This window comes from Burkholderia sp. CCA53 (assembly GCF_001685525.1).
Classification (GTDB): Bacteria; Pseudomonadota; Gammaproteobacteria; order Burkholderiales; family Burkholderiaceae; genus Burkholderia; species Burkholderia multivorans.
Window position 1 is genome coordinate 2,556,319 of the sequence record NZ_BDDJ01000001.1, and the last position, 26,266, is coordinate 2,582,584.

General features: G+C 65.2%; 28 protein-coding genes, 1 tRNA gene and 2 pseudogenes. 19 read left to right on the top strand and 12 right to left on the bottom strand.

Annotation, left to right across the window (positions count from 1 at the left end; genetic code table 11):
* The first annotated feature begins 20 nt into the window (after nucleotides 1–20).
* From BCR55_RS11865 to BCR55_RS11885, 5 genes are read left to right on the top strand one after another with little or no spacing between them, the layout of a single operon-like run.
* The gene (locus tag BCR55_RS11865; protein WP_006481907.1) at nucleotides 21–764 is read left to right on the top strand and encodes a (Fe-S)-binding protein; all 744 of its coding nucleotides are present in this window, start codon (nucleotides 21–23) and stop codon (nucleotides 762–764) included.
* A complete protein-coding gene (locus BCR55_RS11870) occupies nucleotides 761–2,134 on the top strand; it encodes a lactate utilization protein B (RefSeq protein ID WP_006481909.1) in 1,374 nt (457 codons plus the stop codon). The genes BCR55_RS11865 and BCR55_RS11870 overlap by 4 nt, the downstream gene beginning before the upstream one ends.
* Entirely contained in the window at nucleotides 2,131–2,730 is a 600-nt protein-coding gene (locus BCR55_RS11875) for an LUD domain-containing protein (RefSeq protein ID WP_006481910.1), read from the top strand. The genes BCR55_RS11870 and BCR55_RS11875 overlap by 4 nt, the downstream gene beginning before the upstream one ends.
* Nucleotides 2,731–2,746: 16 nt before the next feature.
* Nucleotides 2,747–4,930 carry an FUSC family protein gene (locus BCR55_RS11880; RefSeq protein ID WP_065494572.1) on the top strand — a complete coding sequence of 728 codons (2,184 nt, stop codon included), beginning with the start codon at nucleotides 2,747–2,749 and terminating at the stop codon, nucleotides 4,928–4,930.
* Complete coding sequence (locus BCR55_RS11885) at nucleotides 4,927–6,099, top strand: porin (RefSeq protein ID WP_012492765.1); 1,173 nt, start codon at nucleotides 4,927–4,929, stop codon at nucleotides 6,097–6,099. The genes BCR55_RS11880 and BCR55_RS11885 overlap by 4 nt, the downstream gene beginning before the upstream one ends.
* 249 nt (nucleotides 6,100–6,348) lie before the next feature.
* Here BCR55_RS11885 and BCR55_RS11890 read toward each other — a convergent pair whose 3' ends face one another.
* Both BCR55_RS11890 and BCR55_RS30670 read right to left on the bottom strand, forming a co-directional pair.
* A complete protein-coding gene (locus BCR55_RS11890) occupies nucleotides 6,349–6,603 on the bottom strand; it encodes a XapX domain-containing protein (RefSeq protein ID WP_065494573.1) in 255 nt (84 codons plus the stop codon).
* 143 nt (nucleotides 6,604–6,746) lie between these two features.
* Nucleotides 6,747–7,564, bottom strand: a protein-coding gene (locus tag BCR55_RS30670; RefSeq protein WP_085964347.1) for an IS5-like element IS402 family transposase whose coding sequence is annotated in 2 segments (ribosomal slippage) — nucleotides 6,747–7,216 and nucleotides 7,216–7,564 — 819 coding nt in all. Because the reading frame shifts where the segments join, the coding sequence is not laid out codon by codon here.
* Here BCR55_RS30670 and BCR55_RS11895 point away from each other — a divergent pair.
* The 6 genes and pseudogenes from BCR55_RS11895 to BCR55_RS11905 all read left to right on the top strand — a co-directional run bounded on the left by BCR55_RS11895 (nucleotide 7,557) and on the right by BCR55_RS11905 (nucleotide 12,093).
* Nucleotides 7,557–9,164 (top strand): ATP-dependent helicase, encoded by a 1,608-nt coding sequence (locus BCR55_RS11895; protein WP_254661823.1) that lies wholly within the window; start codon nucleotides 7,557–7,559, stop codon nucleotides 9,162–9,164. The two genes, BCR55_RS30670 and BCR55_RS11895, sit on opposite strands and share 8 nt — an antisense overlap.
* A gap of 364 nt (nucleotides 9,165–9,528) precedes the next feature.
* Nucleotides 9,529–9,675, top strand: a pseudogene (locus BCR55_RS11900) (site-specific integrase); the annotation flags it as partial.
* Nucleotides 9,676–9,772: 97 nt separating this feature from the next.
* Nucleotides 9,773–10,768, top strand: a pseudogene (locus tag BCR55_RS33880) (muramidase); the annotation flags it as partial.
* Nucleotides 10,769–10,778: 10 nt separating this feature from the next.
* Nucleotides 10,779–11,306 (top strand): hypothetical protein, encoded by a 528-nt coding sequence (locus BCR55_RS30680; protein WP_230847181.1) that lies wholly within the window; start codon nucleotides 10,779–10,781, stop codon nucleotides 11,304–11,306.
* 28 nt (nucleotides 11,307–11,334) lie between these two features.
* Nucleotides 11,335–11,586 carry a PAAR domain-containing protein gene (locus BCR55_RS30685; protein WP_012492761.1) on the top strand — a complete coding sequence of 84 codons (252 nt, stop codon included), beginning with the start codon at nucleotides 11,335–11,337 and terminating at the stop codon, nucleotides 11,584–11,586.
* A 72-nt stretch (nucleotides 11,587–11,658) separates the two neighbouring features.
* Nucleotides 11,659–12,093, top strand: a complete 435-nt coding sequence (locus tag BCR55_RS11905; protein WP_052288951.1) for a hypothetical protein — start codon at nucleotides 11,659–11,661, stop codon at nucleotides 12,091–12,093.
* Between the two features lie 538 nt (nucleotides 12,094–12,631).
* Here the strand turns inward: BCR55_RS11905 and BCR55_RS11910 are convergent.
* Nucleotides 12,632–13,126, bottom strand: a complete 495-nt coding sequence (locus BCR55_RS11910; protein WP_006405718.1) for a hypothetical protein — start codon at nucleotides 13,124–13,126, stop codon at nucleotides 12,632–12,634.
* Nucleotides 13,123–13,674, bottom strand: a complete 552-nt coding sequence (locus tag BCR55_RS11915; protein ID WP_006405717.1) for a hypothetical protein — start codon at nucleotides 13,672–13,674, stop codon at nucleotides 13,123–13,125. The genes BCR55_RS11910 and BCR55_RS11915 overlap by 4 nt, the downstream gene beginning before the upstream one ends.
* A gap of 355 nt (nucleotides 13,675–14,029) precedes the next feature.
* On the opposite strand from BCR55_RS11915, the gene BCR55_RS11920 reads away from it, so the two are divergent.
* The 3 genes from BCR55_RS11920 (at nucleotide 14,030) to BCR55_RS11930 (ending at nucleotide 16,365) form a co-directional block, all read left to right on the top strand.
* Nucleotides 14,030–14,227 (top strand): hypothetical protein, encoded by a 198-nt coding sequence (locus tag BCR55_RS11920; protein WP_006398655.1) that lies wholly within the window; start codon nucleotides 14,030–14,032, stop codon nucleotides 14,225–14,227.
* A gap of 127 nt (nucleotides 14,228–14,354) precedes the next feature.
* A complete protein-coding gene (otsA, locus tag BCR55_RS11925) occupies nucleotides 14,355–15,776 on the top strand; it encodes an alpha,alpha-trehalose-phosphate synthase (UDP-forming) (protein WP_006405715.1) in 1,422 nt (473 codons plus the stop codon).
* The gene (locus tag BCR55_RS11930; protein ID WP_006409168.1) at nucleotides 15,769–16,365 is read left to right on the top strand and encodes an AAA family ATPase; all 597 of its coding nucleotides are present in this window, start codon (nucleotides 15,769–15,771) and stop codon (nucleotides 16,363–16,365) included. The genes otsA and BCR55_RS11930 overlap by 8 nt, the downstream gene beginning before the upstream one ends.
* 24 nt (nucleotides 16,366–16,389) lie before the next feature.
* Here BCR55_RS11930 and BCR55_RS11935 read toward each other — a convergent pair whose 3' ends face one another.
* Together BCR55_RS11935 and BCR55_RS11940 are read right to left on the bottom strand one after the other, a co-directional pair.
* Nucleotides 16,390–17,757, bottom strand: coding sequence for an MFS transporter (locus tag BCR55_RS11935; RefSeq protein WP_006398658.1), 1,368 nt, complete (start codon nucleotides 17,755–17,757; stop codon nucleotides 16,390–16,392).
* A gap of 175 nt (nucleotides 17,758–17,932) precedes the next feature.
* Entirely contained in the window at nucleotides 17,933–18,313 is a 381-nt protein-coding gene (locus BCR55_RS11940) for a DUF5594 family protein (protein WP_006398659.1), read from the bottom strand.
* 155 nt (nucleotides 18,314–18,468) lie between these two features.
* Here BCR55_RS11940 and BCR55_RS11945 point away from each other — a divergent pair, with 155 nt between their 5' ends.
* Nucleotides 18,469–18,843: a hypothetical protein gene (locus BCR55_RS11945; RefSeq protein WP_065494574.1), complete on the top strand. Its 375-nt coding sequence runs from the start codon at nucleotides 18,469–18,471 to the stop codon at nucleotides 18,841–18,843.
* Nucleotides 18,844–18,975: 132 nt separating this feature from the next.
* Here BCR55_RS11945 and BCR55_RS11950 read toward each other — a convergent pair whose 3' ends face one another.
* Complete coding sequence (locus BCR55_RS11950; protein WP_006398661.1) at nucleotides 18,976–19,320, bottom strand: hypothetical protein; 345 nt, start codon at nucleotides 19,318–19,320, stop codon at nucleotides 18,976–18,978.
* A gap of 143 nt (nucleotides 19,321–19,463) precedes the next feature.
* On the opposite strand from BCR55_RS11950, the gene eco reads away from it, so the two are divergent.
* The gene (gene eco / locus BCR55_RS11955; protein ID WP_065494575.1) at nucleotides 19,464–19,961 is read left to right on the top strand and encodes a serine protease inhibitor ecotin; all 498 of its coding nucleotides are present in this window, start codon (nucleotides 19,464–19,466) and stop codon (nucleotides 19,959–19,961) included.
* A 28-nt stretch (nucleotides 19,962–19,989) separates the two neighbouring features.
* Here eco and BCR55_RS11960 read toward each other — a convergent pair whose 3' ends face one another.
* A complete protein-coding gene (locus BCR55_RS11960; RefSeq protein ID WP_006405711.1) occupies nucleotides 19,990–20,625 on the bottom strand; it encodes a TetR/AcrR family transcriptional regulator in 636 nt (211 codons plus the stop codon).
* Nucleotides 20,626–20,740: 115 nt separating this feature from the next.
* On the opposite strand from BCR55_RS11960, the gene BCR55_RS11965 reads away from it, so the two are divergent.
* Nucleotides 20,741–21,481 (top strand): SDR family NAD(P)-dependent oxidoreductase, encoded by a 741-nt coding sequence (locus BCR55_RS11965; protein ID WP_006405710.1) that lies wholly within the window; start codon nucleotides 20,741–20,743, stop codon nucleotides 21,479–21,481.
* Between the two features lie 125 nt (nucleotides 21,482–21,606).
* Here BCR55_RS11965 and BCR55_RS11970 read toward each other — a convergent pair whose 3' ends face one another.
* The gene (locus BCR55_RS11970) at nucleotides 21,607–23,634 is read right to left on the bottom strand and encodes a protein-L-isoaspartate(D-aspartate) O-methyltransferase (RefSeq protein WP_065494576.1); all 2,028 of its coding nucleotides are present in this window, start codon (nucleotides 23,632–23,634) and stop codon (nucleotides 21,607–21,609) included.
* A gap of 159 nt (nucleotides 23,635–23,793) precedes the next feature.
* Here BCR55_RS11970 and BCR55_RS11975 point away from each other — a divergent pair, with 159 nt between their 5' ends.
* The gene (locus tag BCR55_RS11975; protein WP_065494577.1) at nucleotides 23,794–24,564 is read left to right on the top strand and encodes an SDR family NAD(P)-dependent oxidoreductase; all 771 of its coding nucleotides are present in this window, start codon (nucleotides 23,794–23,796) and stop codon (nucleotides 24,562–24,564) included.
* 22 nt (nucleotides 24,565–24,586) lie between these two features.
* Here the strand turns inward: BCR55_RS11975 and BCR55_RS11980 are convergent, their stop codons facing one another.
* From BCR55_RS11980 to BCR55_RS11990, 3 genes are all read right to left on the bottom strand, one after another.
* On the bottom strand, nucleotides 24,587–24,832 hold the full coding sequence (locus BCR55_RS11980; RefSeq protein WP_035488675.1) for a hypothetical protein: 246 nt from the start codon (nucleotides 24,830–24,832) through the stop codon (nucleotides 24,587–24,589).
* A 339-nt stretch (nucleotides 24,833–25,171) separates the two neighbouring features.
* Nucleotides 25,172–25,246 (bottom strand) — tRNA-Arg (locus tag BCR55_RS11985).
* Between the two features lie 148 nt (nucleotides 25,247–25,394).
* The gene (locus BCR55_RS11990; RefSeq protein WP_006398668.1) at nucleotides 25,395–25,577 is read right to left on the bottom strand and encodes a rubredoxin; all 183 of its coding nucleotides are present in this window, start codon (nucleotides 25,575–25,577) and stop codon (nucleotides 25,395–25,397) included.
* A gap of 199 nt (nucleotides 25,578–25,776) precedes the next feature.
* Between BCR55_RS11990 and BCR55_RS11995 the strand changes: the two genes are divergently transcribed.
* Nucleotides 25,777–26,181 (top strand): DUF4399 domain-containing protein, encoded by a 405-nt coding sequence (locus tag BCR55_RS11995; RefSeq protein WP_065494578.1) that lies wholly within the window; start codon nucleotides 25,777–25,779, stop codon nucleotides 26,179–26,181.
* The last annotated feature ends 85 nt before the right edge of the window (nucleotides 26,182–26,266 follow it).

Genomic DNA, 26,266 nt, shown 5'->3' on the forward strand with positions numbered 1-26,266 from the left:
CGTTTTCAGGAGCCGCTGCATTGAAAGTAGCCTTGTTCATCCCGTGCTTCATCGACGCGTTCTTTCCCGACGTGGGCGTCGCGACGCTCGAACTGCTCGAGCGCCTCGGCTGCGAGGTCGACTATCCGCTCGACCAGACCTGCTGCGGGCAGCCGATGGGAAACAGCGGCTGTGAAAAGCAGGCCGCGGCCACCGAGAACCTGTTCGTGCGCAACTTCGCCGGCTACGACTACATCGTCGCGCCGAGCGGCAGCTGCGTGCATCACGTGCGCGACCATCTGAGCGCGGCCGATCAGACGCCCGACGCGCTCGCGGTCCGCCGCAACACCTACGAGCTGGTCGAGTTCATTCACGACGTGCTGCAGGTGCGCGACTTTCCGTGGGCGGAATTTCCGCACAAGGTCGGCCTGCACAACAGCTGCGGCACGCTGCGCGGCCTGAAGACCGCCAGCATGTCCGAAATCGGCGGCCCGTTCTTCTCGAAGCCGCTGACGCTGCTCAAGGGCGTGAAGGGCATCGAGTTCATCGAGCCCGACCGTCCCGACGAATGCTGCGGCTTCGGCGGCACGTTCTGCGTCTCGGAGGAGCCGGTATCCGCGCGGATGGGCGCCGACAAGGTGCGCGATCACGCGCGCAACGGCGCCGAGTACGTCGTGTCGGCCGATTCGTCGTGCCTGATGCACCAGAAGGGCTGCTCGGAGCGCCTCGGACTCGGCCTGAAGTTCATCCACATCGCGAGCATCCTGAACGGAGCACGAGCATGAAACGCGTCGACCACGTCGGTTACTCGAAGAAGTTCATCGCCGACGAGAAACACGTCGAGTTCCACGACAAGCGCCTCTGGGGGCTGCGCACCGCGCGCGACGAGGCCGTGCATGCGATCCCCGAATGGGAAACGATGCGCGCGCTCGCGTCCGCGGTCAAAGAGCACACGCTCACGCATCTGCCCGACTATCTCGAGCAGTTCGAGCGCAATGCGACCGCGAACGGCGTGGTCGTGCATTGGGCGAAGGATGCGGAAGAGCACAACCGGATCGTCTACGACATCCTGCAGGGCCGCAACGTGCGCACGCTGGTCAAGAGCAAGTCGATGCTGACCGAGGAGTGCGAGATGCGCCCGTACCTCGAGGCGCGCGGCATCGCGGTGGTCGAGACCGATCTCGGCGAGCGGATTCAGCAGCTCGACGACGAGATGCCGTCGCATATCGTCGTGCCGGCCGTACACAAGCTCGCGACGGACGTGGCGCAGACCTTCGCGGCCTCGTTCGGCACCGATCCGGCCGAAAGCAGCATTCCGCGGCTGGCCGAGGCGCAGCGGCAGGCCACGCGCCCGCACTTCCTCGCCGCGGAAGCGGGCATGACGGGCTGCAACTTCGCGGTGGCGGAGACGGGCGGCATCACCGTCTGCACGAACGAAGGCAATGCCGACCTCAGCGCGAACCTGCCGCCGCTGCACATCGCGTCGATCGGCATCGAGAAGCTGATTCCCAAGCTCGAGCACCTCGGGCTCTTCATCCGCATGCTGTCGCGCAACGCGCTCGGCTCGCCGATCACGCAGTACACGTCGCATTTCCGCGGGCCGCGCGACGGCGGCGAAATGCACTTCGTGCTGGTCGACAACGGCCGCTCCGAGCGGCTCGCGATGGACGACTTCTGGTATTCGCTGAAGTGCATCCGCTGCGGCGCGTGCATGAACACGTGCCCGGTCTACCGGCGCAGCAGCGGGCTGAGCTACGGCGGCGTCTACTCCGGTCCGATCGGCGCGATCATCAACCCGACCTACGACTTCAAGAAATACAGCTCGCTGCCGTTCGCGTCGACGATGAACGGCAGCTGCACGAACGTGTGCCCGGTCAAGATCAACATCCACGAGCAGATCTACAAGTGGCGGCAGATCATCGCCGAGCGGCACGCGCTGCCGTTCGTCAAGCGCGAAGCGATGACGGTCGCCGGCAAGGTGCTGTCCCGGCCGAAGCTCTATCGCGCGGCGATCAAGGGCGCCGCCGGCGCGATCTCGACGCTGCCGCGCGCGGTGCTGTACAACCCGCTCAACGAGTGGGGCAAGCAGCGCGAACTGCCGGAGCCGCCGGCCGAAACTTTCCGTGACTGGTATCTGAAGAGGAACAAGAAATGAGCAGCCGCGACCTGATCCTTTCCCGCCTGCGCGCGGCCGGCCGGACGCCGGCGCCGCTGCCGGCGGTGCCGTTGTTCGATCAGGATCTGCCGCCCGCGCTCGACGCGTTCAAGCAGGCGCTCGCGCGGGTCGGCGGCATCTGGTGCGAGCCGCCGGCGGACGGCGACCTCGACGCGCTGCTCCGCGCGCGCTTTCCGGATGCGCGGGTGGTCTGTTCGGCGGTGCCCGAGGTGGCCGGCACGCGGCGCATCGAAGCCGTCGAGCGGCCGCACGAGCTGAACGACGTCGACGTCGGGATCGTGCGGCCGGCGTTCGCGGTCGCGGAAACCGGCTCGCTCTATCTGAGCGAGCGCGAGTATCGCGTGAACGCGCTCGGCTACCTGTCGCAACATCTGGTCGCGCTGCTCGACCCGGCGCAGATCGTCGGCAACCTGCATCACGCGTATCACCGCCCCGAATTCTTCGCGGCGCGCTACGCGTGCCTGATGAGCGGGCCGTCCGCGACGGCCGACATCGAAGGCGTGCTGATCCGCGGTGCGCAGGGCATCCGGTCGCTGACCGTGATTCCGGTCCCGCTCGCAGGCGACGCACGTTGAGCGCGCAGGATCGACGATGGGTCTAGTCTCAACCGCTCGCGACCGATTGCGGCGCTTCGTCAATCTCGGCGGACACTACCTGCCGCTCGCCGAAGCGCTGCGCGGCGGGCTGATCTGTGTCGTGCCGGCCGTCGCCGCGGCGCGGCTGCATATGCCGATGCTGTGCTGGTCCGCGATCGCCGCGTTCTGGACCTGCCTCGCCGACGAGTCCGAGCGCCCGGCCGCCGGCCGCCTCGCCACCGGCCTGTCGTTCGGGATGCTGGGCGGCCTGGCGTCCGCCAGCGCGATCGCGACGCATGCGCTGCCGCCGCTGTCGATCGTCATCGTCGGGGCCGTCGCGTATCTGGGCGCGTCGGCGCGCAAGTGGGGCGGCGCGGCCGGCACGCGCGGCATTCTGACCGCGACCGCATGCGCCGTCTCTGCATGCTTTCCGGTCCATGGCGGCGCGTCGGCCGTGCAGTACGCGCTGTTCTACTTCGGCGGCAGCGTCTGGGCGACGCTGGCCGGCATCGTCCTGTGGCAGATCGACGGCAGCGCACGCGCGCGGATGGCGACGATGGCGTTCCTGCATGCGATGGCGAACTTCGTCGAACGGCTCGCACGGGCCGCGAACGGCGATTCCGCCTCGCTCGAGCGCGGCCGCGCGGCATTGCGCGCGCGCCTCGACGCAATGATCGCCGTGTCGATGCACCCGCGCGGCGGTGATTCACCGCTTGCGCGGAAGTGGCGCGCCGATGCGGAGCGCGCGATGGCGCTGCTCGCCGGCCTCGAGTCGCACATCGCCGCGGCCGGCGTCGGCGAGCGGCGCGAAGCCGCCGCGCTGCTCGCGCCCGTGCTCGCGCAACTGGCGCGGCTGGTGGAAGCGTGTCCGCGCGCCGTCGGCCGCGACGGCGCGGCCGCCGACGCGGCGCAGTCGCTCGCGAACGACCTCGCCGGACTGCGCGCGACGCTCGCCGGCCGCGTCGCCGAGTTTCGTGTTGCGCATCGCGACGACGCGGGGCTGACGTGGTTGCGCGCGTGCGAAACGCTGATCGCGCGATACGCGGCAGTGCTGCTTCATCCGGCGGTGGAGTCGCCTTCTACCGCGACCGTTCCTGCGGCGCTCACCGCGCCGGCACCGGGCAAGCCCCCGCGCGGCGCGGGCCGGCTCGCCGCGCTGCGCCGCGAGATCGTCGCGCCGAATCCGTTTCATCGATATGCATCGCGTCTTGCCGTGGCCGCGATGATCGCCGTCGCGCTCGCGCGCAGCTCGGGCGTGCAGCAGGGATACTGGCTCGCGCTGACGACGATGTTCATCATGCAGCCGACGCTGTCGCAGACGGTGAAGCTGTCCGGGCTGCGCATCGGCGGCACGCTGCTCGGTGCGGTGCTCGCGTCGGCCGTGTCGCTGCTGGTTCACGATCCGTTGCTGCTGGCGCTCGCGGTGCTGCCGCTCGCCACCGGCACGCTCGCGACGCGCAGCGTGAGCTACGTGTCGTACATCCTGTTCCTGACGTCGCATTTCATTCTGGTCGCGCATGTCGGGACGCCGATCGGGCCGTCATGGATGCTGGCCGCGCTGCGGGTCGGCAACAGTTTTGCCGGGGTGCTGGTCGGCGTGGTCATCAGCCTGCTCGCATGGCCGGACCGCGAGCATCACCGGATCGGCGAGGTGGCCGATCTCGCGATGGCGGCTACCGCGACCTACCTGCGCGCGGTCGGCGACGACGCGCCCGCGCACGCGCGTGTGCGCCGCGAATCGCTGACCGTGCTGCGCCGCCAGGCGTGCGTTGCGATCGACCGACTCGATGCGACCATCGCGGCGACGCGCTTCGAGTCGATTGCGTCCGACCCGCGCACCGCGAGTGCAACCGTCGCGATGCAGCAGATGAAGGCGCTGGTCGGCGCGCTCGCGCCGGTCGAGTATCTCGACGATACGCTCGACGCGCTGGACCGGGCGACGATTGCCGCCGCCGCGCGCGACGCCGCGCGCCTGATCGCCGACGCCGCGCCCGCGCACGCGCACGCGATGCGGCCGGAAAGCCCGCGCGACGTCGATCACGCGTCAGGCCACGCGCGCGAAATTCAGCGGGAAGTGGCCGAGCGCGCGTGGATCGTCCATGCGCTGCGTTCGCGCATCTCGGCCGTGCAGCGCGCGCCGTTGCGCCGTGCGGAAGCGGCGTCCGGCAAGCCGTCGAGCGCATCGCGGCAGCGCGTATGAACCCACGGATTCGGGCCGCCGTGCGCGGCTGCATCGTCGCGCTGTTCATTCCGGCCGTCGCGCGTGCGCAGGGCACGGTCGCGATTTCCGGCCTGATCGACGGCGGGATCGCGTTCGTCGACGACATCGGCAGCCACCGCGGCGACGCGCATGCGTTCCAGGCGAAATCCGGCGACGCCAACGTGAGCCGCTTGACGCTCTCCGGCAACGAGCCGCTCGGCGCCGATCTGAACGCATTGTTTCTGCTCGCGACGGGTTTTGCGGTCACCAGCGGCGCGCTCGGGCAGCAAGGGCGGCTGTTCGGCTTCCAGTCTTACGTGGGGCTCGCGTCCGGCCGGTACGGCACGGTGACGGTCGGCCGCCAGTTCGATTCGACGCTGCAACTGGTCCAGCCGTTCGCATTGGCCGGCACGCCGTTCGGCGGCGTCGCGTTCGCGCATCCGTTCGACAACGACAACCTCGCGAACTACACGCGCACCAACAACTCGCTGAAGTACACGAGCCCGCTGCTCGGCGGCTTCCGGTTCGGCGCGACCTACGGGTTCTCGAACGAGGCCGGCGGCTTCGGCGACAACCGCGGCTACGCGTTCGCGGCCTCCTACGAGCACGGGCCGTTTTCGGCCGGCGCGAGCTACCTCGCATTCGACCGCGAAGGCAATCTGCCGCCCGCCAATGCCGATGGCGCGGAGCCGGCCGGCGCGCCGTTCAACGCGGCGCGGCAGCGCACCGTCAGCGCGGCGGCCGCTTATACGTGGGACCGGCTGCGGGTGTCCGCGATCGCGACGCGCACGCGGCTCGACGCGGTCACGTCGATCAACAACGTCGCCGATGCGCCGATCGTGCTGCACGGCGCGAACCTCACGTTCCACAACGCGGAGATCAACGCACGCTACGCGCTGACGCGCAAATGGACCGTCGCGGCCGACTACGTGTTCACCGTCGCGTCGTTCGACGGTGCGGCGGGCGCGGCGCGGCCGCGATGGCAGCAAGCGGGCGTCATCGCGATCGATGCGCTGTCGCCGCGCACCGACGTTTATACGGAAGCGCTGTTCCAGCATGCGAACGGACTGGCCGGAACGGGCATTGCCGGTGCGCAGATCTCGAATTTCTCGCGCGCATCCGGCGCGAACCAGCTGGTGATGGCGGTCGGGATCCGGCATCGGTTCTGACGCGCATGCGGCGGCGGGGGGCGTGCTCTGGCAGCCGCGTACGACCGACGCGAGCCTGGCCGCGCAGAACGTGACGTCGTGACGGTGTGCGCCGCGACATCGTCGAGGCGCGTCGATCGTCAATCGTCCGCTTCGTGCAAAAGCCACCGGGCTCTCCGCTCAGAGCCGCATGCGGCAACGCCTCACGTCCAAATCCGACGGTCGTCTGCAGACCTCGCCGGGATCTCACGCAAGCCGGCTGTCCTGCCATCAGTCGCGCTTCACCCGAGCATCCGCCGCATGACCGCCCGGCAGCGCACCGAACATATGCTGACTGCACTTCGCCTCGCGCCACGCGGTCCCGAGCCGAATGCCGCCGATCATCCGCCGCGCGACGGGAAGAATCTGCTCGCCCGCCAGAATGCCCAGCAAGCCGGCCAGCGCGATGGTGGGCGGCGCCGGAGACGGCACGCCGATCAGCGCGTAGACGACGCCGGCGAGAAGTGAAGCAACGTAGGGTTTCATGGCAATGGAACGTGACGGACAGCGTGTTGAAATGGCGATCGCGACCGGTTCGGCGGCGATCCGAAAGTCTCGAATCAGCCTATCAGGTCTTCGCGTTCGTCCCATGTGCTTTCATTGAAATTCAGATCTTTTAAGAGACGGTTTCATAAAGACTGGTCGGCCCGCCGAAGGGTATTCCAGCAGATCAGGCAGCAACCGAGTTTGAGGAACGCGCCGTGAATGTCTGCACGGCGCTCGAAACGAATGCGGAGACGACGGAAGTGATGCAGCCAGGCATGCGTGCGTTCAACGACCCAGCGATATTTTCCAAGGCCGCTGCCATGTTCGGTGCGGCGCTTGGCGATAACCGGCTCGATACCGCGATCGCGCAACGCGCGTCGATGCCGCTCAGAGTCGTAACCGCGATCGGCGTAGACCACGCGCGGTCTCTGCAGTGGGTGGCCGCGCAACCCACGAATTGGCGGAATCGCATCGATCAGCGGCAGCAGCTGCGTGACATCGTGAACGTTCGCGCCGGTCAGGATCGCCGCGAGCGGCGTGCCATTGGCGTCGGTGACGATGTGGTGCTTAGAACCTGGTCGCGCGCGATCGGTGGGGTTTGGCCCAGTTTTTGGCCCGCCCCAACGGCGCGAATCGATGAGGAATCGACTGCGGCTCGCGAGAAATCGATTTGGTCTGCTGCTCGCAGCTTCGCAAGCAGCAATTCGTGCAGGCGATCCCATACGCCCGCAGCCTGCCAATCGCGTAGCCGTCGCCAGCAAGTCACGCCCGAGCCGCAGCCCATCTCGGCGGGCAGGTCGCGCCAGCGCAGTCCGGTCTTGAGAACGAACAGGATGCCGGTCAGCGCGGCGCGATTCGAAACAGGCAGGCGGCCTGGGTTTTTCTCGCGCCGCGGCTTGGGTGGCGGCAATAACGGCTCGATCAATGTCCACAGTTCGTCGTCAATGATCGGCTTGGCCATCTCCTCGGTCTCAGTTGTTCCGATGCCTGAGGTTAACAGCTCGCCGCGCAAGTTAACAGCCCCACCGGGCCTTTTTGAAACCGTCTCTAAGGACCGGAAGGAAATTTTGTTGGAGGCGATTCGGCAGGACCCTGTTCTTGACGAGGAGGTCAATCAGATCGTCGATCGCAAAGAGCGCAATCGGCGAGTCGACAACTGGCTTCAAATGATCTCGCGCGTCAAGGCGCACCCCATCACTTGCGCCGTGCTCAGTGATGAGCTTGACAAGCGGGTCCTGGATGCCTATGACGCCGGGTTGCGTGCTTGTGGTGCTTACGACTTCGACGATCTTTTGCTGCTTGGTTACCGGCTGCTGACGAACAATCCCAAGCTGGCGGATTTTTATCGGAGGCTTTACAGGTTCGTGTGCGTTGACGAAGCGCAGGATCTTAACGAAGCGCAATACGCTCTGCTTTGTGCGCTCTGCGGAGATTCGTATAAAAACGTCATGATGGTGGGGGATCCAAAACAGTCGATATATGGATTCAACACCTCGAGCCCGGAATACATGGAGAAGTTCCGGTTCGAGTTCGCAGCGAAACTGATCGAGCTGACCGAGAACTTTCGATCTTCGCAGGCAGTGGTGAACGTTGCTCGGTCCATCGATCCGAATTACTTGGTTGACGCCCAGCTTCCGATCAAGGGCGACGCTCGCGTGTTCGTTGGAGACGACGAAGAGCACGAGGCGCGGTTGATAGTTGACGAGCTTGAACTGCTGTTTGCCCAAGGACACCCCGATGTTGAGGGCGGTGTTGAGCCGTCGAAATGTGCGATTCTGGGGCGGACCCGTTTCGCTTTGCTCGCAATAGAGAACGAACTGCGCCGGCGCAACGTTCCCTTCTACAAGCGATTGACCGCTAATCATGAAAACGAGTCCGACCTCGTCGACGAGTTCCACTTGTCGTTGCGCATCTTGGCGAACCCGAGGGACCGGCTCCATTTGGCGGCGTTGGCAACGAAGTGGGTGACGCAGCCGCCTGAAACGGCAACGGACGCCATGGTTGCGCTGTCGCAGATGGCGCGGAGTGCGGCCGAGCAGCGAGCCAAGACCGTGGCGGAAGCGGTCGCTTCGATTGTTCAGAACACGGCACGCCTAGACCTTATGCCGGCGTTCAAGCTATTGAGGGGTTATGCCGACTCCCTGGACGAGAATTCTAGGCGCGCGATCTATGAGGACGTAGCCGTCTTTCAGCAAGAATGGGACCAATACCTTCGCTCCGACGGCACGTCGCGCACCTTGTCCGGTTTTATGAGCAGCAAGGCGTTGGGGGCCACCCAAAAGGCCCATCGCGACGGCGTTGCCCTGCTGACCGTTCACTCGTCCAAAGGGCTGGAATTTGACGCCGTGTTTATTGCAGGGATGGCGGAAGGAACGTTCCCCGACTATCGGGCCGTTGGCAAAGTGCGCGAGATGGCTGAGGAAAGTCGCAACGCGTTTGTCGCGGTCACGCGATCAAAGCGCTTACTTTACCTCACCTATCCCCGGGTCAAACTCATGCCGTGGGGCGATTATAAGGCTCAGCAGGCTTCTCGATTCGTATCCATGTCTGGGATTAGTTAATCGGCGCGAGCCGCGTGCTCTAGGGGTAGTGGCGTGGGCGGATTAGTTTGAGGTCGCCTGTCTAGCATCGTCCGGGACGCTACAATAGCATCCAGCTGTGCGACGTTGCCGCCGGCCCTATTGGATCGTTGAAGCTGAGTGGGCAATCGAACCAGAATGCTCCTGAAAATTGGGGGGCACTTCTGGGGGCATGATGAATTGGTCGGATGACTAGAAACCTTATGCAAAAAGGGTTTTGGTCATTAATTCCATTCCTGCAGCCCACCAGTAAAATCAAGGGGTTACGTGAATTTCACGTAACCCCTTGTGCTTTCTGGGCGTTGAAAAGTACATTTTCGGTACAGTCAGCTCTCAGAACAGGTACATGGCGACCATCGTTAAGACGCCTTCCGGCACGTGGAAGGCAGTCATCCGCAAGATCGGTTGGCCGACTACGGCCAAGACTTTCCGCACCAAACGTGACGCCGAGGACTGGGCGCGCCGGACCGAAGATGAAATGGTTCGGGGCGTCTAGTCGTCAGGAGCCGATTAAGGCCCACTGACGACCATGACAAAGTCGACTAGCTAACACCTCGTGGATTCGTTCTGAGCCGATTTAATCGCTATGAGACATGTTCAAACGTTACATCCACGTCGGAGAGCAATTTCTTGCCGATGAGAGCAAGACGGAATTCGAAACAAGCGCGGCAACGGTCAATTCGAGCCCGCTTATCGCAAAGCTTGAGAAGGCCCTCGATGCAAACCATGATGGCAAGGTGACTGCACAAGAATTGAAACATGCGCAAGAAGTAGATTGGTCGTTGAAAGCGCTTTCCCACCTCATCGTGCGTTGTGAAAGTGAATGGGGCGGAGGCTTGGGAAAATGGGAGGAGTTATCGCCATTAATGAAGAAGCTACTGTGGTTGTGGAAGGCCGAAATCGAGCGCATCGGGAAGCTTCAATGGTGGGAGGCGGTTGCTGCGAAAAAAGTGGACGGATTTCCTGATGATCCAAATCCGTGGCATTTTCATCCGATTGGGATTATCGGTAACTTCTGCGGTCTGAGCGGGATTGGTATTACTCTAGAAGAAGCCAGGGTGCGTGCGTTTTTACGAATGCTTCGAGTCGGCGAAGGCACCGAGGGGCCAGAAGGATATGAGGGGCTATATGGCGGACAGTCTTTCATCAAAGATTATCATCGAGATTTTAGCGACCATCCGAAGATATTTGTCACGCGAGAACATAACGGAAAGAGCATAACCTCGTCGGCTGCAGGCGCATATCAGATCATGGGATATAACTGGTTCCCGGAAGAGGGGCAAACCTACAGAAGATTGGCAAAGGTCAAAGATTTCTCGCCAATTTCTCAAGATAGGTATATTGTTGCGATCATGAAATACAAACGAAATTGTCTCGATGATGTGAAAAATGCTGACTTGGAACGAGCGATTTTCACGCATCATGCCAATAATGAGTGGGCCAGTCTGCCAGGCGATCAGTATGGTCAAGGTGGCGTCAACATGAAATCAGTGAAGGAGCATTTTGAAAAATATGTGGCGGACGAGCTCGCGGGAAATAGTGATCTTGCAGTTCCTGTTGGTGGTCTTGATGATTTGATTAAATAAAAAGCGAACAATGAAGAGTGATATTTTACTGAAATTTGCCATTGTGGTTACAGCAATGAGCCATGCCTTGTGCTGGGGGCAGGATATCGATTTCGCAAATCATCCTTCCGCTCTTTATCGAGGTTCTCTGCATATACCAAAGTACTACAAAAAAACCGATTCCGGCTGGCGAGATGATGATGGCAAGCTAGTGGAGCCTCCTGTAATAAATTTCGCGGGAAAATATCACATCGGGGTCCATAGTTGTGGCATGGAGTGTCGTTATTACACTTTATCAGATCTTTCAACGGGAAAGGATTTAAACTCCCTGGATATGTTTTCGTCAAATGGCAAGGCGCCTAACAAAATTCAGGATGGTAGATCATATATCACCGAATTGCTAAGCAAGGCAGACAGCAAGATGCTTGTCGCGAAATACTATATCGACGCATCGAACGGAAAGCCTGCGGAGTGCCGGGAGCGTAAATTCATTCTCGACGATAATCTTAAGATGGTCGCCATCCCCAATTCATTCTCTTCTTGCAAAACAGAAAATTAGGATAATTTTTTTGTCAAGACGAAATATCATGATAAATTTAATCCGCCTTCACGATGACACTGACCACAAAGGCAAGGTGATTACGGCCTCTTCGACAATGTCTTTTGACGGCCGCTACGTCGCACGAAAAGGCGACTATGTGTCGTGCCCTCAGCATCCTGAAGTATCACCCAACGTCATCGAAGAGGGCGACGCATCGATGATGGATGACGGCCTTCCAATCGCGCGTCACGGCCATCGCGCCACATGTGGCTGTCACCTGATATCGAGTCTCGTATGATCGGATCAAGACACTGTATTTGCTCGCACGCATGTGGCTGGCACCGACCCTTCAGCAACGGAAAAGTTCGCCGTGAAGTTGCCCCTGATCATCCTGTCGTGCGTGGTGATGTTGATGCTCTCGGATGGAGCGCGGGCCCAAGCCGCCGATGGCACGGATCCGGATGCGCCCATCGTGGCGAAATTCCATCACATCCGGCCGTACGAAATCACGGATGACACTCCCATCGCTGTTGGCTTGGAAACGGGTGATCCCGGAATTGGCGGCATGATGATCGGCATCGTGTCGCTCAACGTCTATGACCGTTTTGGCAACGTTGCCATTCCGAAGGGAAGCAAGCTGATCGGACAAACGATCAGGCAGGTGAACGACCGCCGTGAGGTTCAGTGGAGCGGCTTGCAGCTGCCTGGCACAGCTACTTTGCAGTTTGATCCGCCGCTTGAGGGGTTGTATGCCGGATGGTTCGGCCGGTATCACTGTCTCAGCTCTTCGACAGCCTGGCTCTAGTGTCGCAGCCCTCGTGACAAAGGCTTTCATCGTTCCGCACTGAACGGATACGTGAAGTCCCTTTCATTTCTTGGCTAACAGGCGTGTTTGATGGTTAATGGACCGCTGGCAAGCGATAGGCTATTTCTAACTCGCCACACCGAGGCCCAAAATTGACCATCCCGACCATTGAGAGTCAGGACTTGACGATAGCTGGCGTTCTGCAAAGCTTTTACGTTGTTCCCGACTAGCGTCGCATGGTCATGGACCTCGGCCGGTACGGCAAGCAGGTCAAAACTCGATTCAATTTGATCATGTCCTATTTGTCGACATGGACTTACATGGATTGATGGAGAATCGAAATGCCTACATAGTGCCTACAAGACACTATAAACAGCCGAGCTCTCTGCTGGCGGGTTTTTGTAACGCTATGATAGTTTTGGGTTTTATGCGTGAGCAAGTATTGAGACGCTAGGACGTCGAGTCCTGAAGCACGCCGGCCGGAACGCCGCCCCGGCCCGCTGCGCCGCGCATCGGCGGCGGTGCATGGACACCGCCGTTACTGCAGATTGCCCCAGCGATCGACCGCCGGCTCGGCCGACGCCCATTTCCAGCGCGTGCCTTGCTGGCACGCATTCGCAAAATACCAGTCGGCCTTGTCGCCGTCCTTCACCGAGAACGCGAACTCCTTGCAGAGCGCGAGGGCAGTCGAATAGGCGCGCGTCACGCGCACTTCGCCTTCGCCGTTGTCGAGCGGAATCGTGTTCTTGACCTTCCACGGCTTCACTTCGCCGACGGCGAGGCTGCCCGCCGCCTGCGCGATCGCATCCTGCTGGTTCTGATGGAGCTGCTTCATCGTGCGGTTCACGGCTTCGTCCGTCGCGGCCTGCACCGCGATGCCGACCCCGACGCCGACCGCCGGATTCGCGGTCACGAGGCCGGTCGCCGCGCCCGCGAGCGCACCGCTCGCCGCGCCGACCGATCCGCAACCCGACAGCGCGACGGCCGTCGCGCACAGCGCGCCGAGCGCCGCGATACGGATCGCGACGCTCATTGCAGCGCGCCCCAGCGTTCCGTCGCGGGTTCGGCGGAGGCCCATTTCCAGACCGGGCCGTCGCGGCAGATCGTGGCGACGTAGAACGCCGATTGCGCAGGCTTGTCGGGCTTCGCCGGCGTATCGACCGCGAACACGATTTCCTTGCAGTCGAGCGGGCCGACGCTGATCATCCGGCTGACCGTCACGCGGCCGTGCTCGTCGTCCTCGATCGGAAACGAATGATTCGTCGACCACGGCGCGACGCCACCGACGTCCAGCGGGCCCGCGGCCTTCGCGATCTGTTCCTGCGTATAACGGTGCGCGACGCGCTGCGTGTACTGCACGCCCGCGCGTGCGCCGGCGACCGCGCCAAGGCCGATGCCCGTCGCGACGGCGGCGTTGTTCGTAACCTTGGAGGCGATCGCGGCGCCGGCGATACCGGCGCCGGCCGTCGCACCTTCGCTGTACAGCGAATTGCAGCCGGACAGCAATGCGGCCGCAGCGGTGACTGCCAGCGCGATGCGCACCGGCATGGCCCGGTACGGCGATTCGAAACGAGTGTTCATCCCTGAGTGCAAATCCTGTCTGGGGAAGCGGCGGCGCGTGCGCGGCACGCGCCGTGTCATTGTTTCGCAATCGTCACAGGAAAACTGCAAAGCTTTGACAAATGGGGCGGCTGGCCACTGCGGCCGGTAGGCGCTTCCTGCATCGGCACGCCTTGCATCGACGAACCCCGCCAGCCGCTCCGGCCCGCGCGCACGCGCGCCGCCATTGTGGGCGAGTTGACGAGGCAGGGGTCGAAGCGTTACAAATTGAAGGGTTTTGTTACCGTTGCGCAAAACGAAGCTGCCTACACTGTTTTGTCATCACTTGTTTCAACGACGGCCTCGTGCCGCATCGCATGCTATGAGACATCCCGTCATGCGTCGTTCGAAACGGTTCTCGCACCGGCCGCCCGACGCAGGCAACGACCGCTCGCGTCCACCGACCGACGCACCATCCGCACCGCCTGCCGGCGCGCCCGGCGAAACGCCGTCCGACGGCGATCACAACCAGGGCGGTGCGCGCCCGGAAGGGCTCGAGTATCAGCGCGACCTCGGGCAGGAGCAGGACGCCTGAGTCCCGCCGCGGTCGCCTTTCATCGCATCTCTGACGTCTGAACCGCCGCGCGGCAGCGTTTGCGCCGCCGCGCCCGTCATGGCGTGCACCGCACGCCATTCAATCGAAATCGAGGAGGGGAAGCCGAATGAGCAGATTGATCGTGGTATCGAACCGTGTCGCCATCGGCGAGGACACACGCCCGAGCGCAGGCGGCCTCGCGGTCGGCGTGATGGACGCGCTGCGGGAAACGGGCGGCGTCTGGTTCGGCTGGAACGGCGAGATCGTCGGGACGCCGGACGCGGCGCCGGCGATCCGGCGCGACGGCAACGTGACTTATGCGACGGTCGGACTGACGCGCCGCGACTACGATCAGTACTATCGCGGGTTTTCGAATGCGACGCTGTGGCCCGTGTTCCACTATCGCGGCGATCTCGCGCGCTTCGACCGACAGGAGTACGCCGGCTATCTGCGCGTCAACGCGATGCTCGCGAAGCAGCTCGCCGCGCTGCTGCGCCCGGACGATCTGATCTGGGTGCACGACTACCATCTACTGCCGTTCGCGCACGCGCTGCGCGAGCTCGGCGTGAAGAATCCGATCGGCTTTTTCCTGCACATTCCGTTTCCGTCGCCGGACGTGCTGCGGCTCGTACCGCCGCACGACGAGCTCGTGAAGTTCATGTGCGCGTATGACGTGACGGGCTTCCAGACCGATGCCGACAAGCAGGCGTTCACCGACTACATCGAGCGGCGCGGGATCGGCACCGCAAGCGAGGACGGCATGCTGCATGCACACGGCCGCGTCGTGAAGGTGGCCGCGTATCCGATCGGCGTGTATCCGGACGCGATCGCGCAGGCGGCCGTCCAGTACGGCGCGCGCAAGCCGGTGAAGATGCTGCGCGACGCACTGGGCGGCCGCAAGCTCGTGATGAGCGTCGATCGTCTCGACTATTCGAAGGGGCTCGTCGAACGCTTCCAGGCGTTCGAGCGCATGCTCGCGAATGCGCCGGGCTGGCAGGGGCGCGTGTCGCTCGTGCAGATCGCGCCGCCGACGCGTTCCGACGTGCAGACGTACCAGCGGATCCGCGAAACGCTCGAAGGCGAGGCGGGTCGCATCAACGGACGGTTTTCGCAGCTCGACTGGACGCCGATTCAATATCTGAACCGCAAGTACGAGCGCAATCTGCTGATGGCGTTCTTCCGGATGTCGCAGGTCGGCTACGTGACGCCGCTGCGCGACGGGATGAACCTCGTCGCGAAGGAATACGTCGCGTCGCAGGATCCGGCCGATCCGGGCGTGCTCGTGCTGTCCGAATTTGCGGGCGCCGCGGCGGAGCTGACGGGCGCGCTGCTCGTCAATCCGTACGACCTGTCCCAGATGGCCGACGCGCTCGAGCGCGCGCTGTCGATGCCGCTCGCGGAACGGCAGGCGCGTCACGAGGAGAACCTCGCGCGGCTGCGCGCGAACGATCTGTCGGTGTGGCGCGATACCTTCGTCGCCGATCTGCGCAGCGTCGCGGCGGCGGCCTCGGTCACGCAGCGTGCGGGCCGGCGCATCGCGCATGCGTGAGCACGCGAGCGCGTCCGGCGCCGCCCGGTGCGCGCCGGACGGCGATGCGCTCGATCGTTTTTTCGTCGTCACGGGCGGGCCCGGTTCGGGCAAGAGCACGCTGCTCGACGCACTCGAACGGGCGGGCTTCGCGCGTTCCGCCGAAGCCGGGCGCGGCGTGATCCGCGATCAGATGGCGATCGGCGGCCGCGCGCTGCCGTGGGACGATCGCGCCGCGTTCGCGGAGCTGATGCTGAGCTGGGAGATGCGCTCGTACGATCTCGCGCGGCACGCGCGCGGGCCGGTGTTCTTCGATCGCGGCGTGCCGGACGTGATCGGCTATCTGCAACTGACCGGCATCGCGGTACCCCCGCATGCGGAGACGGCCGCGCGGCATTTCCGTTATCACCGTCGCGTGTTCATCGCGCCGCCGTGGCGCGACATCTATGCGCAGGATGCCGAGCGGCGACAGGATTTCGACGAGGCCGTGCGCACGTACGACGCGATGGTCGCCTGCTATACGCGTTACGGTTACCGCCTGATCGAACTGCCGCGCGCGAGCGTGAAAGCGCGCGTGCGCTTCGTACTGGACGCGCTCGACACGGCCTGAACGGCGCGTCGGCGCGCGCCGCGTTCAGGCCGACGCATCGGGCTGCGGCGAGGCGATGCGCAGCATGCTGACGACGGCCGCCGTCGCCGCGAACGCGGTGGCGACATAGAGCGCGATGGTCGGCCCGCGGTCGGGCGCGAGCCCGAAGATCAGCGCGACGAGCGCGGCGCCGAGCGTCTGGCCGGTGAGCCGCGCGGTGCTCAGCATGCCGCCCGCCCCGCCGCTGCGCGCGCGTGGCGCGGACGACAGCATCGCGCGATTGTTCGGCGACTGGAACAGCCCGAAGCCCGCGCCGCACAGCGCCATCCGCCAGACGATGTCGAGGGTGCCCGGATGCGCGCCGATCGTCGCGAGCGACAGCAGCCCGGCCGCGAACAGCGCGAGCCCGATGCCGCCGAGGATGCCGGCCGAGTAGCGGTCCGACAGCACGCCCGCGAGCGGCGCGGCGAACACGATGACGAGCGGCCACGGTGTCATGTAGAGCCCCGTTTCGACCTGCGAGAAACCGAGCGAATTCTGCAGCCAGAACGGCAGCGCGACGAACGCGAGCATCTGCGACGTAAACGATGCGACCGACGTGCAGATCGACAGTGCGAACATCGGGATGCGCATCAGGTCGACCGGCAGCAGCGGCGCCGGCTGCGACAACTGGCGCTTCACGAAGAAGTAGCCGACGACGAGCGCGACGATCAGTTCGGCCGCGACATACAGGCGGCCTTCGCCGTGGCCGAAACCATCGACGGCCATGATCAGCAGCCCGAACACGCACGCGTTCATCAGCGCGCTCGGGATGTCGTACGGCGCGTCGTGCAGCGGGTTCGTCGGCAGCGCGCGCACGCTGCCGAGCACGGCCGCGATGCCGATCGGCACGTTCACCGCGAACAGCCACGGCCACGATGCGAACGACAGGATCGCGGACGCCACCGTCGGCCCGATCGCCGACGACAGCGCGACGACCATCGCATTGATCGACAGCCCGCGCCCGAGCATCGACGACGGGTAGATCATCCGCACGAGCGCCGCGTTCACGCTCATGATGCCGGCCGCACCGAAGCCCTGGATCACGCGCATCACGGCTAGCGTCGGCAGCGAGCCGGCCAGCGCGCAGCCGAGCGAGGCAGCGGTGAACAACGCGAGGCCGGCGATGTAGACGCGGCGGTAGCCGATCCGTTCGCCGAGCGACGCGAGCGGCAGCAGCGTGATCGTGACCGCGAGCTGATACGCGTTGACGATCCAGATCGATCCGGCATCGGAGGCGTGCAGGTCGCGCGCGATCGTCGGCAGCGCGACGTTCGCGATCGCGCCGTCGAGCACGGCAAGCGTGATGCCGAGGGCGACGCAGACGATCGCCCAGTAGCGTTGCGGAAGCGGCAGGCCGGTATCGGCGTTCATGGCGGGAGTGAAAGCAGGTTGTCCGGCAGCGGCGCCCGGTTGCGTACGCAACGATGAAGACGGGCGATGACGGCGATGCGTCCGGCCCGGCGCAATGTCGCCGGAAGCGGACCGGCCGAGTGTATCACCGGCCCGCGTCGCGCGTATCGGACACGCGATGCCGGGCGGCGCCCCCTCAGCCTTCGAAGTCGAGGCCGCCGAGCCGCACCAGCGGATCGGCCTGCGTGCGCGACGCGAGATCGATGTCGCGCGCGCCCTGCCACGCATTCAGCTTCTTCGGCAGCGCGGCCAAGTAGTGCTCGAAGCGCTGCGCGCCGTCCGCTTCCATCAGCCGCTCGATTTCGTCGGTATCCCACGTGAGCTCGAGGTTCAGCGGATGCGCGAAGCCGCTCACGTGCTCGTGCGGTGCGCTGCGGATGCGAACGCGTGTGGGGTGCCCGTGGCCGCCGTACGGCACGACGTCGGTCGACACGTGATCGGCGAAGAAGGCGGCGATCGCCTGCGCGATGCGCGGCGCGAACTCGGTATCGAAACGGCGGGCGGTTTCGGGCTGCATGAGCGTCTCCTGAGTGCCGAAAATCGTAGCACGGCGGTGCCGCGTTTCGGCATGCCGCGCCGCCGTAATCGCGCGTTACCACTTGCTGCATCTATTACCGCCGCATGCGCCCACAATGCATCGCATCTCGTACCACTTCGCGTGGGAGCCTCACCATGAAAAAAATCGCTGTAGTCTGTGTTCTCGCCGGTTCGCTTGCGGTAGCCGGCCCGGCGTCCGCGCATGGCCGCGACGGCGGCGCGGTGATCGGCGCGCTGATCGGCGCGCTGATCGGCGGCGCCGTGCTCGGCGCGATCGTCACGTCCGCGCTGAATCCGCCCGTCGCGTATCAGGCGCCCGTGTACCAGGCGCCAGCCTATCAGCCGCCGACTTACTATCAGGCGCCCGCGTATCAGCCGCCTGCGTATCCGGCCTATCAGCAGGCCCAGTATCAGGACGACGGCCCGCGCTATTGCTACGACCGCTATCAGCGTGCGTACGTGTGCGGTGCGCCCGTGTCGGGCGGCTATGCGCAGCCGGCCGGCTGGTAAGCGGCGCCTGCCGATACGTGGAGTTCGAATGACAAAAGGCCCTCGCGTCGTGCGAGGGCCTTTTTGCTGGCTGTGCCGTGCGTCGGTCGCGCTCGATGCGCCGGTGCGCGGATACAAACGGTTGCAAATCCGTCAGTGGCGATGCCCGCCACCGTCGCCGCGGCCGTGCCCGCCGCCTCCGCCGCCGTCGTTCCAGTCGCCGCGGCGGCCGCCGCGGCCCCAGCCGCCCCAGCCGTGATCGCCGCGGTCGCGGTCCCAGCGGCGATAGTCGCGATGGCCGCGATCCCAGTCGCGTCCGCCGCCTCCGCCGCCCCAGATGTTGACCGTGCCGTAGACGGGCGAGGGCGCGTAAGCGGGGCCGTACGCGTAGCCCGGATCCGAGTAGTACGACTGCCCGTAGCCGTATCCGGCGTCCGGTCCGACGACGCAGCCGGCCAGCAGTGTGGCGGCGCCCGCGGCAGCAATGAGCTTCAGCATGATGTTCTCCGTTGGTTCCGCTATAAATACCGCGCGCGAGCGTTGCCGGCTGTTCGCAATTGTGTCGCGAAATTACAGCGGCGTAAGGTGTTGCGGGGAAAGTGTTAGCATCCCGGGCTCTTTTGTTTGCAAGGAGCACATCGATGAAATTCGCGATCCGGGCCGCGCTGGCCGCGTTCTGCGTGACGACTGCCGCGTGCGCGGCTACGCCTGCGTCGGCGCCGGCCGTATCGGCCGAGTCGATCAAGATGTTTCCGCAACCGGCAGCCGGCCAGCAGCGCTTCGTGATCGCGCTGCCCGCGCTCGAGAACGAAGGCGATGCGCGCGTCGAGTTGATGATCGGCAAGACGCTCGAGACCGACTGCAACCAGCACTGGTTCGGCGGCGAGCTCACTGCCGAGGACGTGAAGGGTTGGGGCTATCCGTACTATCGGCTGACCGACGTGAAAGGGCCGGCAGCGACGATGATGGCCTGCCCAGGGCAGACGCCGCAGCAGCGCTTCGTGCAGGTGCGCACCGACGGGCAGCTGCTGCGCTACAACAGCCGCTTGCCGCTCGTCGTATACGTGCCGGACGGTTTCGACGTGCGCTATCGCGTATGGCACGCGTCGACGGACGTGCAGCAGGCAGTCGGCCGCTAACGCATTCGCCGGGCGCGGCGCCGCGCGATCACGACTGCGCGGGCGGCGCGGCGCCCGCGCCCGTGCCCGTCAGCGCCGGCCATGCGGCCAGCGCGGCGTGCGCGACCGCTTCCAGATCGCGGCGGCTCGCGCCGTCGCGCGCCTGGATCGACATGCCCTGCTGAACCGTCACGTAGTAACGCGCGATCGCATCCACATTCGCTTGCGCGGCGATCTCGCCGGCCGCCGCCGCTTCGCGCAGACGCGCGCGCAACGCCTCGACCGTCTGCTCGCGCATCTCGATCAGCGTCTGTCGCACCGTGTCCGACCGCTCGGCCGGATGCAGGGCCGACAGCACGATCAGGCAGCCGGCCGGCTTCGAGCGCCGTGTGAACACGCGCGCGGTCTGCATCAGATAGTTCCGTATCGCGTCGTAGGCCGTGTCGGCTCGTTCGACGCCGTCCCAGATCTCGCGCCCCTCCGTCTCGCGGTAGTGCTCGAGCGCCTGCCGGAACAGCGCTTCCTTGCTGCCGAACGCCGCATACAGGCTCGGCGACGCAATCCCCATCGCGGACGTCAGGTCCGCCATCGACGCGCCTTCGTAGCCGAGGCGCCAGAACACCTGCATCGCGCGTTCCAGCGCGGCGTCCTTGTCGAAGCTTCTCGGTCGGCCCCGTTCGGCCATGGCATATGCTCCATCGTCAATTTCTGTATCGATCGATAAAATAATTCAATTGACAGCGCCGCGCAACTTGCCACATTCTGTGTCGACCGTTACATAAATTGTGAAAGGAGCTTTCATGAACCGGCTTCAAGGCAAGCGTGCACTCGTTACCGGCGGCAGCCGCGGCATCGGCGCCGCCATCGCGAAACGGCTCGCGGCGGACGGCGCGGACGTCGCGATTACGTACGAAAAATCGGCGGAGCGGGCGCAGGCCGTCGTCGCCGAGATCGAGACGCTCGGGCGGCGCGCCGTCGCGATCCAGGCCGACAGCGCCGATCCGGCTGCCGTTCGCGCGGCCGTCGATCGTGCGGCCGACACGCTCGGCGGTCTCGACATCCTCGTGAACAACGCGGGCATCTTCCGCGCGGGCTCGCTCGACGCGCTCACGCTCGACGACATCGACGCGACGCTGAACGTCAACGTGCGCGCGGTGATCGTCGCGTCGCAGGCGGCGGCGCGCCATCTCCGCGAAGGAGGCAGCATCGTGTCGACCGGCAGCTGCCTCGCGACGCGCGTGCCCGATGCGGGGATGAGCCTCTATGCGGCAAGCAAGGCCGCGCTGATCGGCTGGACGCAGGGTCTCGCGCGCGATCTCGGCCCGCGCGGGATCACGGTCAACATCGTGCATCCGGGCTCGACCGATACCGACATGAACCCGGCCGACGGCGAGCACGCCGATGCGCAGCTCGCGCGCATGGCGATTCCGCGCTACGGCAAGGCGGACGACGTCGCGGCGCTGGTCGCGTTCGTCGTCGGGCCGGAAGGGCGGTCGATCAACGGGACCGGGCTGACGATCGACGGCGGCGCGAACGCGTGAGCCCGCTGCCCGGCTCCGTGCGGGCCGGGCAGATCATGTGCGACGGCGGCGGCGACGGATTGCGTGCGAGTGGCGTTCTCCGTGCCGAATCGGTGCTTTTCTACAATCGCGTTTTACCGACGCCGTCACACGCCGAACGGATACAGATCGACCGAACGCTCGGTCGCGCGCGTCGACAGCGGCGTGATCGCGTGCGTGTTGTCGAACCATACATAGCCGTCGAACTGCCCGGACAGCCGCGCTTCGGCGTAGTGACTGTGCCGCTCCGAATCGGGGCGGTAGATCACGCCGATGAAGCGCTCGAGCCGCGGCTCGCGCAGCGATTCGACGAGCGCGCGATCGCCGTCGGCCGACAGATCGGCGAAACAGCGCGGCAGCCCCGACTCGTGAAACGCATGCTCGTAGCTGTCGTCGCGCGACGGAAGAACGCGCATGACTTCGAGCGGGCCGCCCCAGTCGGTCGCTGCGGCGACCGTGCCCGCATGCGTGCCGAAACCGATCAGCGCGGCGTCGTCGCCGAAGCGCTCACGGCACAACTGCCCGACGTTGAGCTCGTCGCGGATGTCGCCCATTTCGGTCGCGGCCGCGTTGCCGATATGCGAGTTGTGCGCCCACACCACCGCGCGGCCGCCGTCGCCCTTCGCCGCGAGCAGGTTTTCGAGCGTCTCGAACATGTGCGTGTCGCGTAGGTTCCAGCTTTGCGCGGCGCTGCGGTACATCGTCCGGTAATAGCGCTCGGCCGAGGCGACGAGCCGCGCGTTCTGCGTCGCGTCGAAATGCAGGTCGTCGTCGCCTGCGCGCGCGATGCGCCCGCGCAGCATGTCCTGCAGCTGCGCGATCACGGCGTCCTCGCAATTCTCGAATTCGGATGACATCGCGGCGCGCCCGTACACGAGCGGATCCTTCTGCCACGGTGTCAGGCAGCCGTAGCGCTCGCGCGCGATGCGCGCCGCGTTCGGGTCCGAGCGATCGAGATAGTCGAGCACGGCCTCGACCGACGCGGATAGGCTGTACATGTCCAGACCATGAAAGCCGCAGCGCGCATCGCGTCGCGTGCGGCCGTTGTGCGCGCGCAGCCATTCGACGAACGCGGCGAATTCCTCGTTGCGCCACATCCATGTCGGAAAGCGCTGGAACGGCGGATCGGCGTCGCGCCGCTCGTCGAGCATCACGTAGCGATGCACGATTGCCGCGTCCGGCCAGTCCGCTTCGACCGCGACGATGTTGAAGCCGTGCCGCTCGACGAGCCGCCGCGTGATTGCCGCGCGCGCCCGATAGAACTCCGACGTGCCGTGACTGCATTCGCCGAGCAGCACGACGCGCTTGTCGGCGAGATGATCGAACGCATCCGCGAACGTCGGATCCTCCGGCTCGGGAAGCGGTCGCGCCGCGCGTGCGATCGTGCGCGCGAGCGGTGTCGGCGGCGCTGCGACGTATCGGGCCTGCGCGTCGTGCTGTACGTCGTGCGCGGCTTGCGCGGTGTCGTCGTCGCGGACGGGATCTTGCTCGGGCCAGCCCTGTTCCCCGATCAGCGGCACGAAGCGTACCGCGCCGAGATCTTCGTGCTCGAACTGCGTCGCGCCGGTGCGCGTGATCCGCACGAGCCGCTGCGCGTCGCGCTCGTCGCCGATCGGCATCACGATGCGCCCGCCGATCGCGAGTTGCTCGCGCCATGCGCGTGGCACGTCCGGCCCGCCCGCGGCCGCGACGATCGCATCGAACGGGGCATGCGCCGGCCAGCCGAGCGTGCCGTCCGCGTGATGGACATCGACGTTGGCGAAGCCGTTCTCCGCGAGCGTGCGCTGTGCGGACGCGGCGAGCGACGCATGCCGCTCGATGCTGTCGACGTGCGCGACGATGCGCGATGCGACCGCCGCCGCATATCCGGAACCGGTGCCGACATCGAGCACGCGATCGGTCGGCGAGAGCGTCGCGGCTTCCAGCATGCGTGCGACGACGATCGGTTGCGAGATCGTCTGGTCGTCGGCAAGCGGAAGCGGCGTGTCGCTGTATGCGAATTCCACGAGTTCCGCGGGAACGAACCGATGGCGAGCGACGGTGCGCATCGCGTCGAGTACGTGCGGATCGCGCACGCCGCGCGCCGCGATTTGCCGTTCCACCATCTGCTCGCGTGCTTCGTCGAATGGGTTCATGGTGTTCGATCGCTGTCGTGAGTGTCGAGTCGCGCAGCATCGTGCGTGCCGCGGGAAGGAACGGCGCATGCGCCGGCTGATGTCGCGCATGGTGCGCGCTGCGCTCGATGGTGCCGCGGCGCGTTGACCGCAACTCGACTTGCCAGGAGGGACAGGTACATGAAACTGCAAGGCATTCGCGCGCTCGTTACGGGCGCGGACTCCGGAATCGGCCAGGCGATCGCGACGCTGTTCGCGCAGGAAGGCGCGGACGTCGCGATCGTCTACCACACGGACCATGACGGCGCTCAGGAAACGGTGCGGCGCATTCAGGCAGTGGGCCGGCGCGCGTGCGCGATCCAGGGCGATGTGGGCGACCCGCGGTCGGTCGACGCGTTCTTCGCGGAAGCGATGAATACGCTCCGTGGACTCGAGGTGTTGGTGAACAATGCGGGCGTCGGTGCGCCGGGTGCGGCCGTCGCCGATCTCGAGGATGCGCAGATCGATACCGTACTGCGGACCGATCTGCTGGGGCCGTTGTACTGTTGCCGCGCGTTCGTCCGGCAGCGTCGCGCCTTGGGCGGCGGCGGGCGGATCGTGAACATTTCGTCGGTCGCGCAGCATCTGCCGACACCGGAAAGCGCGCCGTACGGGATGGCGAAGGCGGGGCTCGGCTCGCTTGCGCGCAGTTTGTCGCGCGAAGTAGCCGAGGACCGGATCAACGTGAACAACATCGCGCCGGGCCTGATCGACACGCCGATGACGCGCGATCGCCTCAACGACCCGCAGCAGCGCGATGCGTCGATGTCGGTGATTCCGTGGCATCGGCCCGGGCAACCGGAAGAGATCGCGCGTGTCGCGCTGTTTCTCGCGTCCGACGACGGCGACTACGTGACGGGGCAGACGTGGACCATCGACGGCGGGCTCACGATGCAGTGGGGCGGCGCGTAGCGCGGCGTGCGATCGGCTGGCGTCACGCGGACAGGTCGCCGCCGCTAGGCGGCTCGACGTCTTTCGGGTTGTCGAGGTGTCCGGGCGGCGGCTCGTAGGGGCCTTTGTCGGGCTCCGGCTTCTGCGGGATCATCGTTTCGTCCATGCTGCCGTGGCCCTTTTGATGCACGTTGCCTTTGCGGTCGGTGCTGACTTCGTCGGTTTGGGGCGGTGGGGTTTGGTTGGCCGGGTCGGATGGGTCGGCGGGGGTGGGGGTGCGGGCGGTCATTGGGGTTCTCCTTCCAGGGCAGGTGCGGTCATGTGGCGCGTCATTTCTGCCTCGTCGTGGTGAGGCGGCGCCGCGGTGGATGCGGGCGAGCATTGGGTGTGCCTGGAAGGCCGGGATTGCGGCCTGCGGTGGTTTGGGCAGCCTCGTCGGTCAACGAAGCTGCGATCTCGAACCGGGCCGATGCAATTTGCGGCCGCCGGCCGTTATCGGTATCGGCTGAAACCGACGGATAGCACTAACACTTTCGGGTTGCTCCGGGCAACGTCACATCGCGATGGGCGCTAGACGTGTGTTCGGGATTAAAGCAGGAAGGTCTCGGGGAGGGTTTGGAAGCTCGGCTGGTCCCCCCGACAGGAATCGAACCTGTATCTAGCGCTTAGGAGGCGCTTGTTCTATCCATTGAACTACGGGGAGAGCCATGTCCGGCAGACATCGCGCGAGCGCGCGAGCCGGACGGCGGTGTGGACAGCGCGCAGAGTATAGCAAACGCGCGACGCATCGGCGGACGGAATGCGCGCCGATGCGCGGGTCAAGCGGCCGTCGCAATCAGAAGATCGGAAGATCAGAAGTCGACGACGACGAAATCTTCCTTGCCCACGTCGCACAGCGGGCAGCGCCAGTCGGCGGGAATGTCCGCGAAACGCGTGCCGGGCGCGATGCCCTCGTCCGGCAGCCCTTCCGCTTCGTTGTAGACCCACCCGCAAATCAGGCAGACCCAGCTCTGGTATTCGGTTACTTCGCTCATGACGCGCTCGAAAGATGAAAGTCCGTGTAATGCCGTCCGCGGCGCGGCCGCCGGACGAAAGGCGCAATGGTACCGGAATTTCGCCGATCTCTGCGCCAACGTCGTGTTAAACGTGCGCATCGCGAACAGCGCGCCTCGTCGCCAGCGATCGCCGCGCAGTGTATGCTTCGTGAGCCTGTCAATCTGAAAGGAGTCAACGATGCTCAACAAAAAGTGGATCGCGGGTGCGGTATGCGTCGCGGCATTCGCCGTGTCGACGCTCGCGCGCGCCGAAGCGCGCGTGTTCTTCGTCGAGCCGAAGGACGGCGCGACGGTGTCGAACCCCGTGCACGTCAAGTTCGGCCTCGAAGGAATGGAGCTGAAGCCGGCCGGCGACATGACGCCGGACACCGGCCATCACCATCTGCTGATCGACGGCAAGCCGGTGCCGAAGGGCGACGTGATCCCCGCCACCGAACATTCGCTGCATTTCGGCAAGGCGCAGACCGAAACCGACGTCACGCTGCCGCCCGGCCAGCACACGCTCACACTCCAGCTCGGCGACGGCGCACACCGCTCGTACGGTCCCGAATTGAGCTCGACGATCACCGTCAACGTGAAGTAACCGCCATTGCGCGGCGCGCGCGATGCGCGCCGCTTCGCCGCGGCGTGCTCCGCCGCGGCACTCGTCCATCCGGCCATACGGTCGG

Bases quoted from the DNA above. Each gene is read 5' to 3' on its own strand.
- BCR55_RS11990 (WP_006398668.1), bottom strand. From the start codon at position 25,577: ATGAGCGAAGTAACCGAATACCAGAGCTGGGTCTGCCTGATTTGCGGG.
- BCR55_RS30680 (WP_230847181.1), top strand. From the start codon at position 10,779: ATGAAGAGTGATATTTTACTGAAATTTGCCATTGTGGTTACAGCAATG.
- BCR55_RS11930 (WP_006409168.1), top strand. From the start codon at position 15,769: ATGCGTGAGCACGCGAGCGCGTCCGGCGCCGCCCGGTGCGCGCCGGAC.
- BCR55_RS11970 (WP_065494576.1), bottom strand. From the start codon at position 23,634: ATGAACCCATTCGACGAAGCACGCGAGCAGATGGTGGAACGGCAAATC.
- BCR55_RS11980 (WP_035488675.1), bottom strand. From the start codon at position 24,832: ATGACCGCCCGCACCCCCACCCCCGCCGACCCATCCGACCCGGCCAAC.
- BCR55_RS11965 (WP_006405710.1), top strand. From the start codon at position 20,741: ATGAACCGGCTTCAAGGCAAGCGTGCACTCGTTACCGGCGGCAGCCGC.
- BCR55_RS11995 (WP_065494578.1), top strand. From the start codon at position 25,777: ATGCTCAACAAAAAGTGGATCGCGGGTGCGGTATGCGTCGCGGCATTC.
- BCR55_RS11950 (WP_006398661.1), bottom strand. From the start codon at position 19,320: ATGCTGAAGCTCATTGCTGCCGCGGGCGCCGCCACACTGCTGGCCGGC.
- otsA (WP_006405715.1), top strand. From the start codon at position 14,355: ATGAGCAGATTGATCGTGGTATCGAACCGTGTCGCCATCGGCGAGGAC.
- BCR55_RS11920 (WP_006398655.1), top strand. From the start codon at position 14,030: ATGCGTCGTTCGAAACGGTTCTCGCACCGGCCGCCCGACGCAGGCAAC.
- BCR55_RS11890 (WP_065494573.1), bottom strand. From the start codon at position 6,603: ATGAAACCCTACGTTGCTTCACTTCTCGCCGGCGTCGTCTACGCGCTG.
- BCR55_RS11975 (WP_065494577.1), top strand. From the start codon at position 23,794: ATGAAACTGCAAGGCATTCGCGCGCTCGTTACGGGCGCGGACTCCGGA.
- BCR55_RS11945 (WP_065494574.1), top strand. From the start codon at position 18,469: ATGAAAAAAATCGCTGTAGTCTGTGTTCTCGCCGGTTCGCTTGCGGTA.
- BCR55_RS11880 (WP_065494572.1), top strand. From the start codon at position 2,747: ATGGGTCTAGTCTCAACCGCTCGCGACCGATTGCGGCGCTTCGTCAAT.
- eco (WP_065494575.1), top strand. From the start codon at position 19,464: ATGAAATTCGCGATCCGGGCCGCGCTGGCCGCGTTCTGCGTGACGACT.
- BCR55_RS11940 (WP_006398659.1), bottom strand. From the start codon at position 18,313: ATGCAGCCCGAAACCGCCCGCCGTTTCGATACCGAGTTCGCGCCGCGC.
- BCR55_RS11875 (WP_006481910.1), top strand. From the start codon at position 2,131: ATGAGCAGCCGCGACCTGATCCTTTCCCGCCTGCGCGCGGCCGGCCGG.
- BCR55_RS11915 (WP_006405717.1), bottom strand. From the start codon at position 13,674: ATGAACACTCGTTTCGAATCGCCGTACCGGGCCATGCCGGTGCGCATC.
- BCR55_RS11960 (WP_006405711.1), bottom strand. From the start codon at position 20,625: ATGGCCGAACGGGGCCGACCGAGAAGCTTCGACAAGGACGCCGCGCTG.
- BCR55_RS11885 (WP_012492765.1), top strand. From the start codon at position 4,927: ATGAACCCACGGATTCGGGCCGCCGTGCGCGGCTGCATCGTCGCGCTG.
- BCR55_RS30685 (WP_012492761.1), top strand. From the start codon at position 11,335: ATGATAAATTTAATCCGCCTTCACGATGACACTGACCACAAAGGCAAG.
- BCR55_RS11910 (WP_006405718.1), bottom strand. From the start codon at position 13,126: ATGAGCGTCGCGATCCGTATCGCGGCGCTCGGCGCGCTGTGCGCGACG.
- BCR55_RS11870 (WP_006481909.1), top strand. From the start codon at position 761: ATGAAACGCGTCGACCACGTCGGTTACTCGAAGAAGTTCATCGCCGAC.
- BCR55_RS11935 (WP_006398658.1), bottom strand. From the start codon at position 17,757: ATGAACGCCGATACCGGCCTGCCGCTTCCGCAACGCTACTGGGCGATC.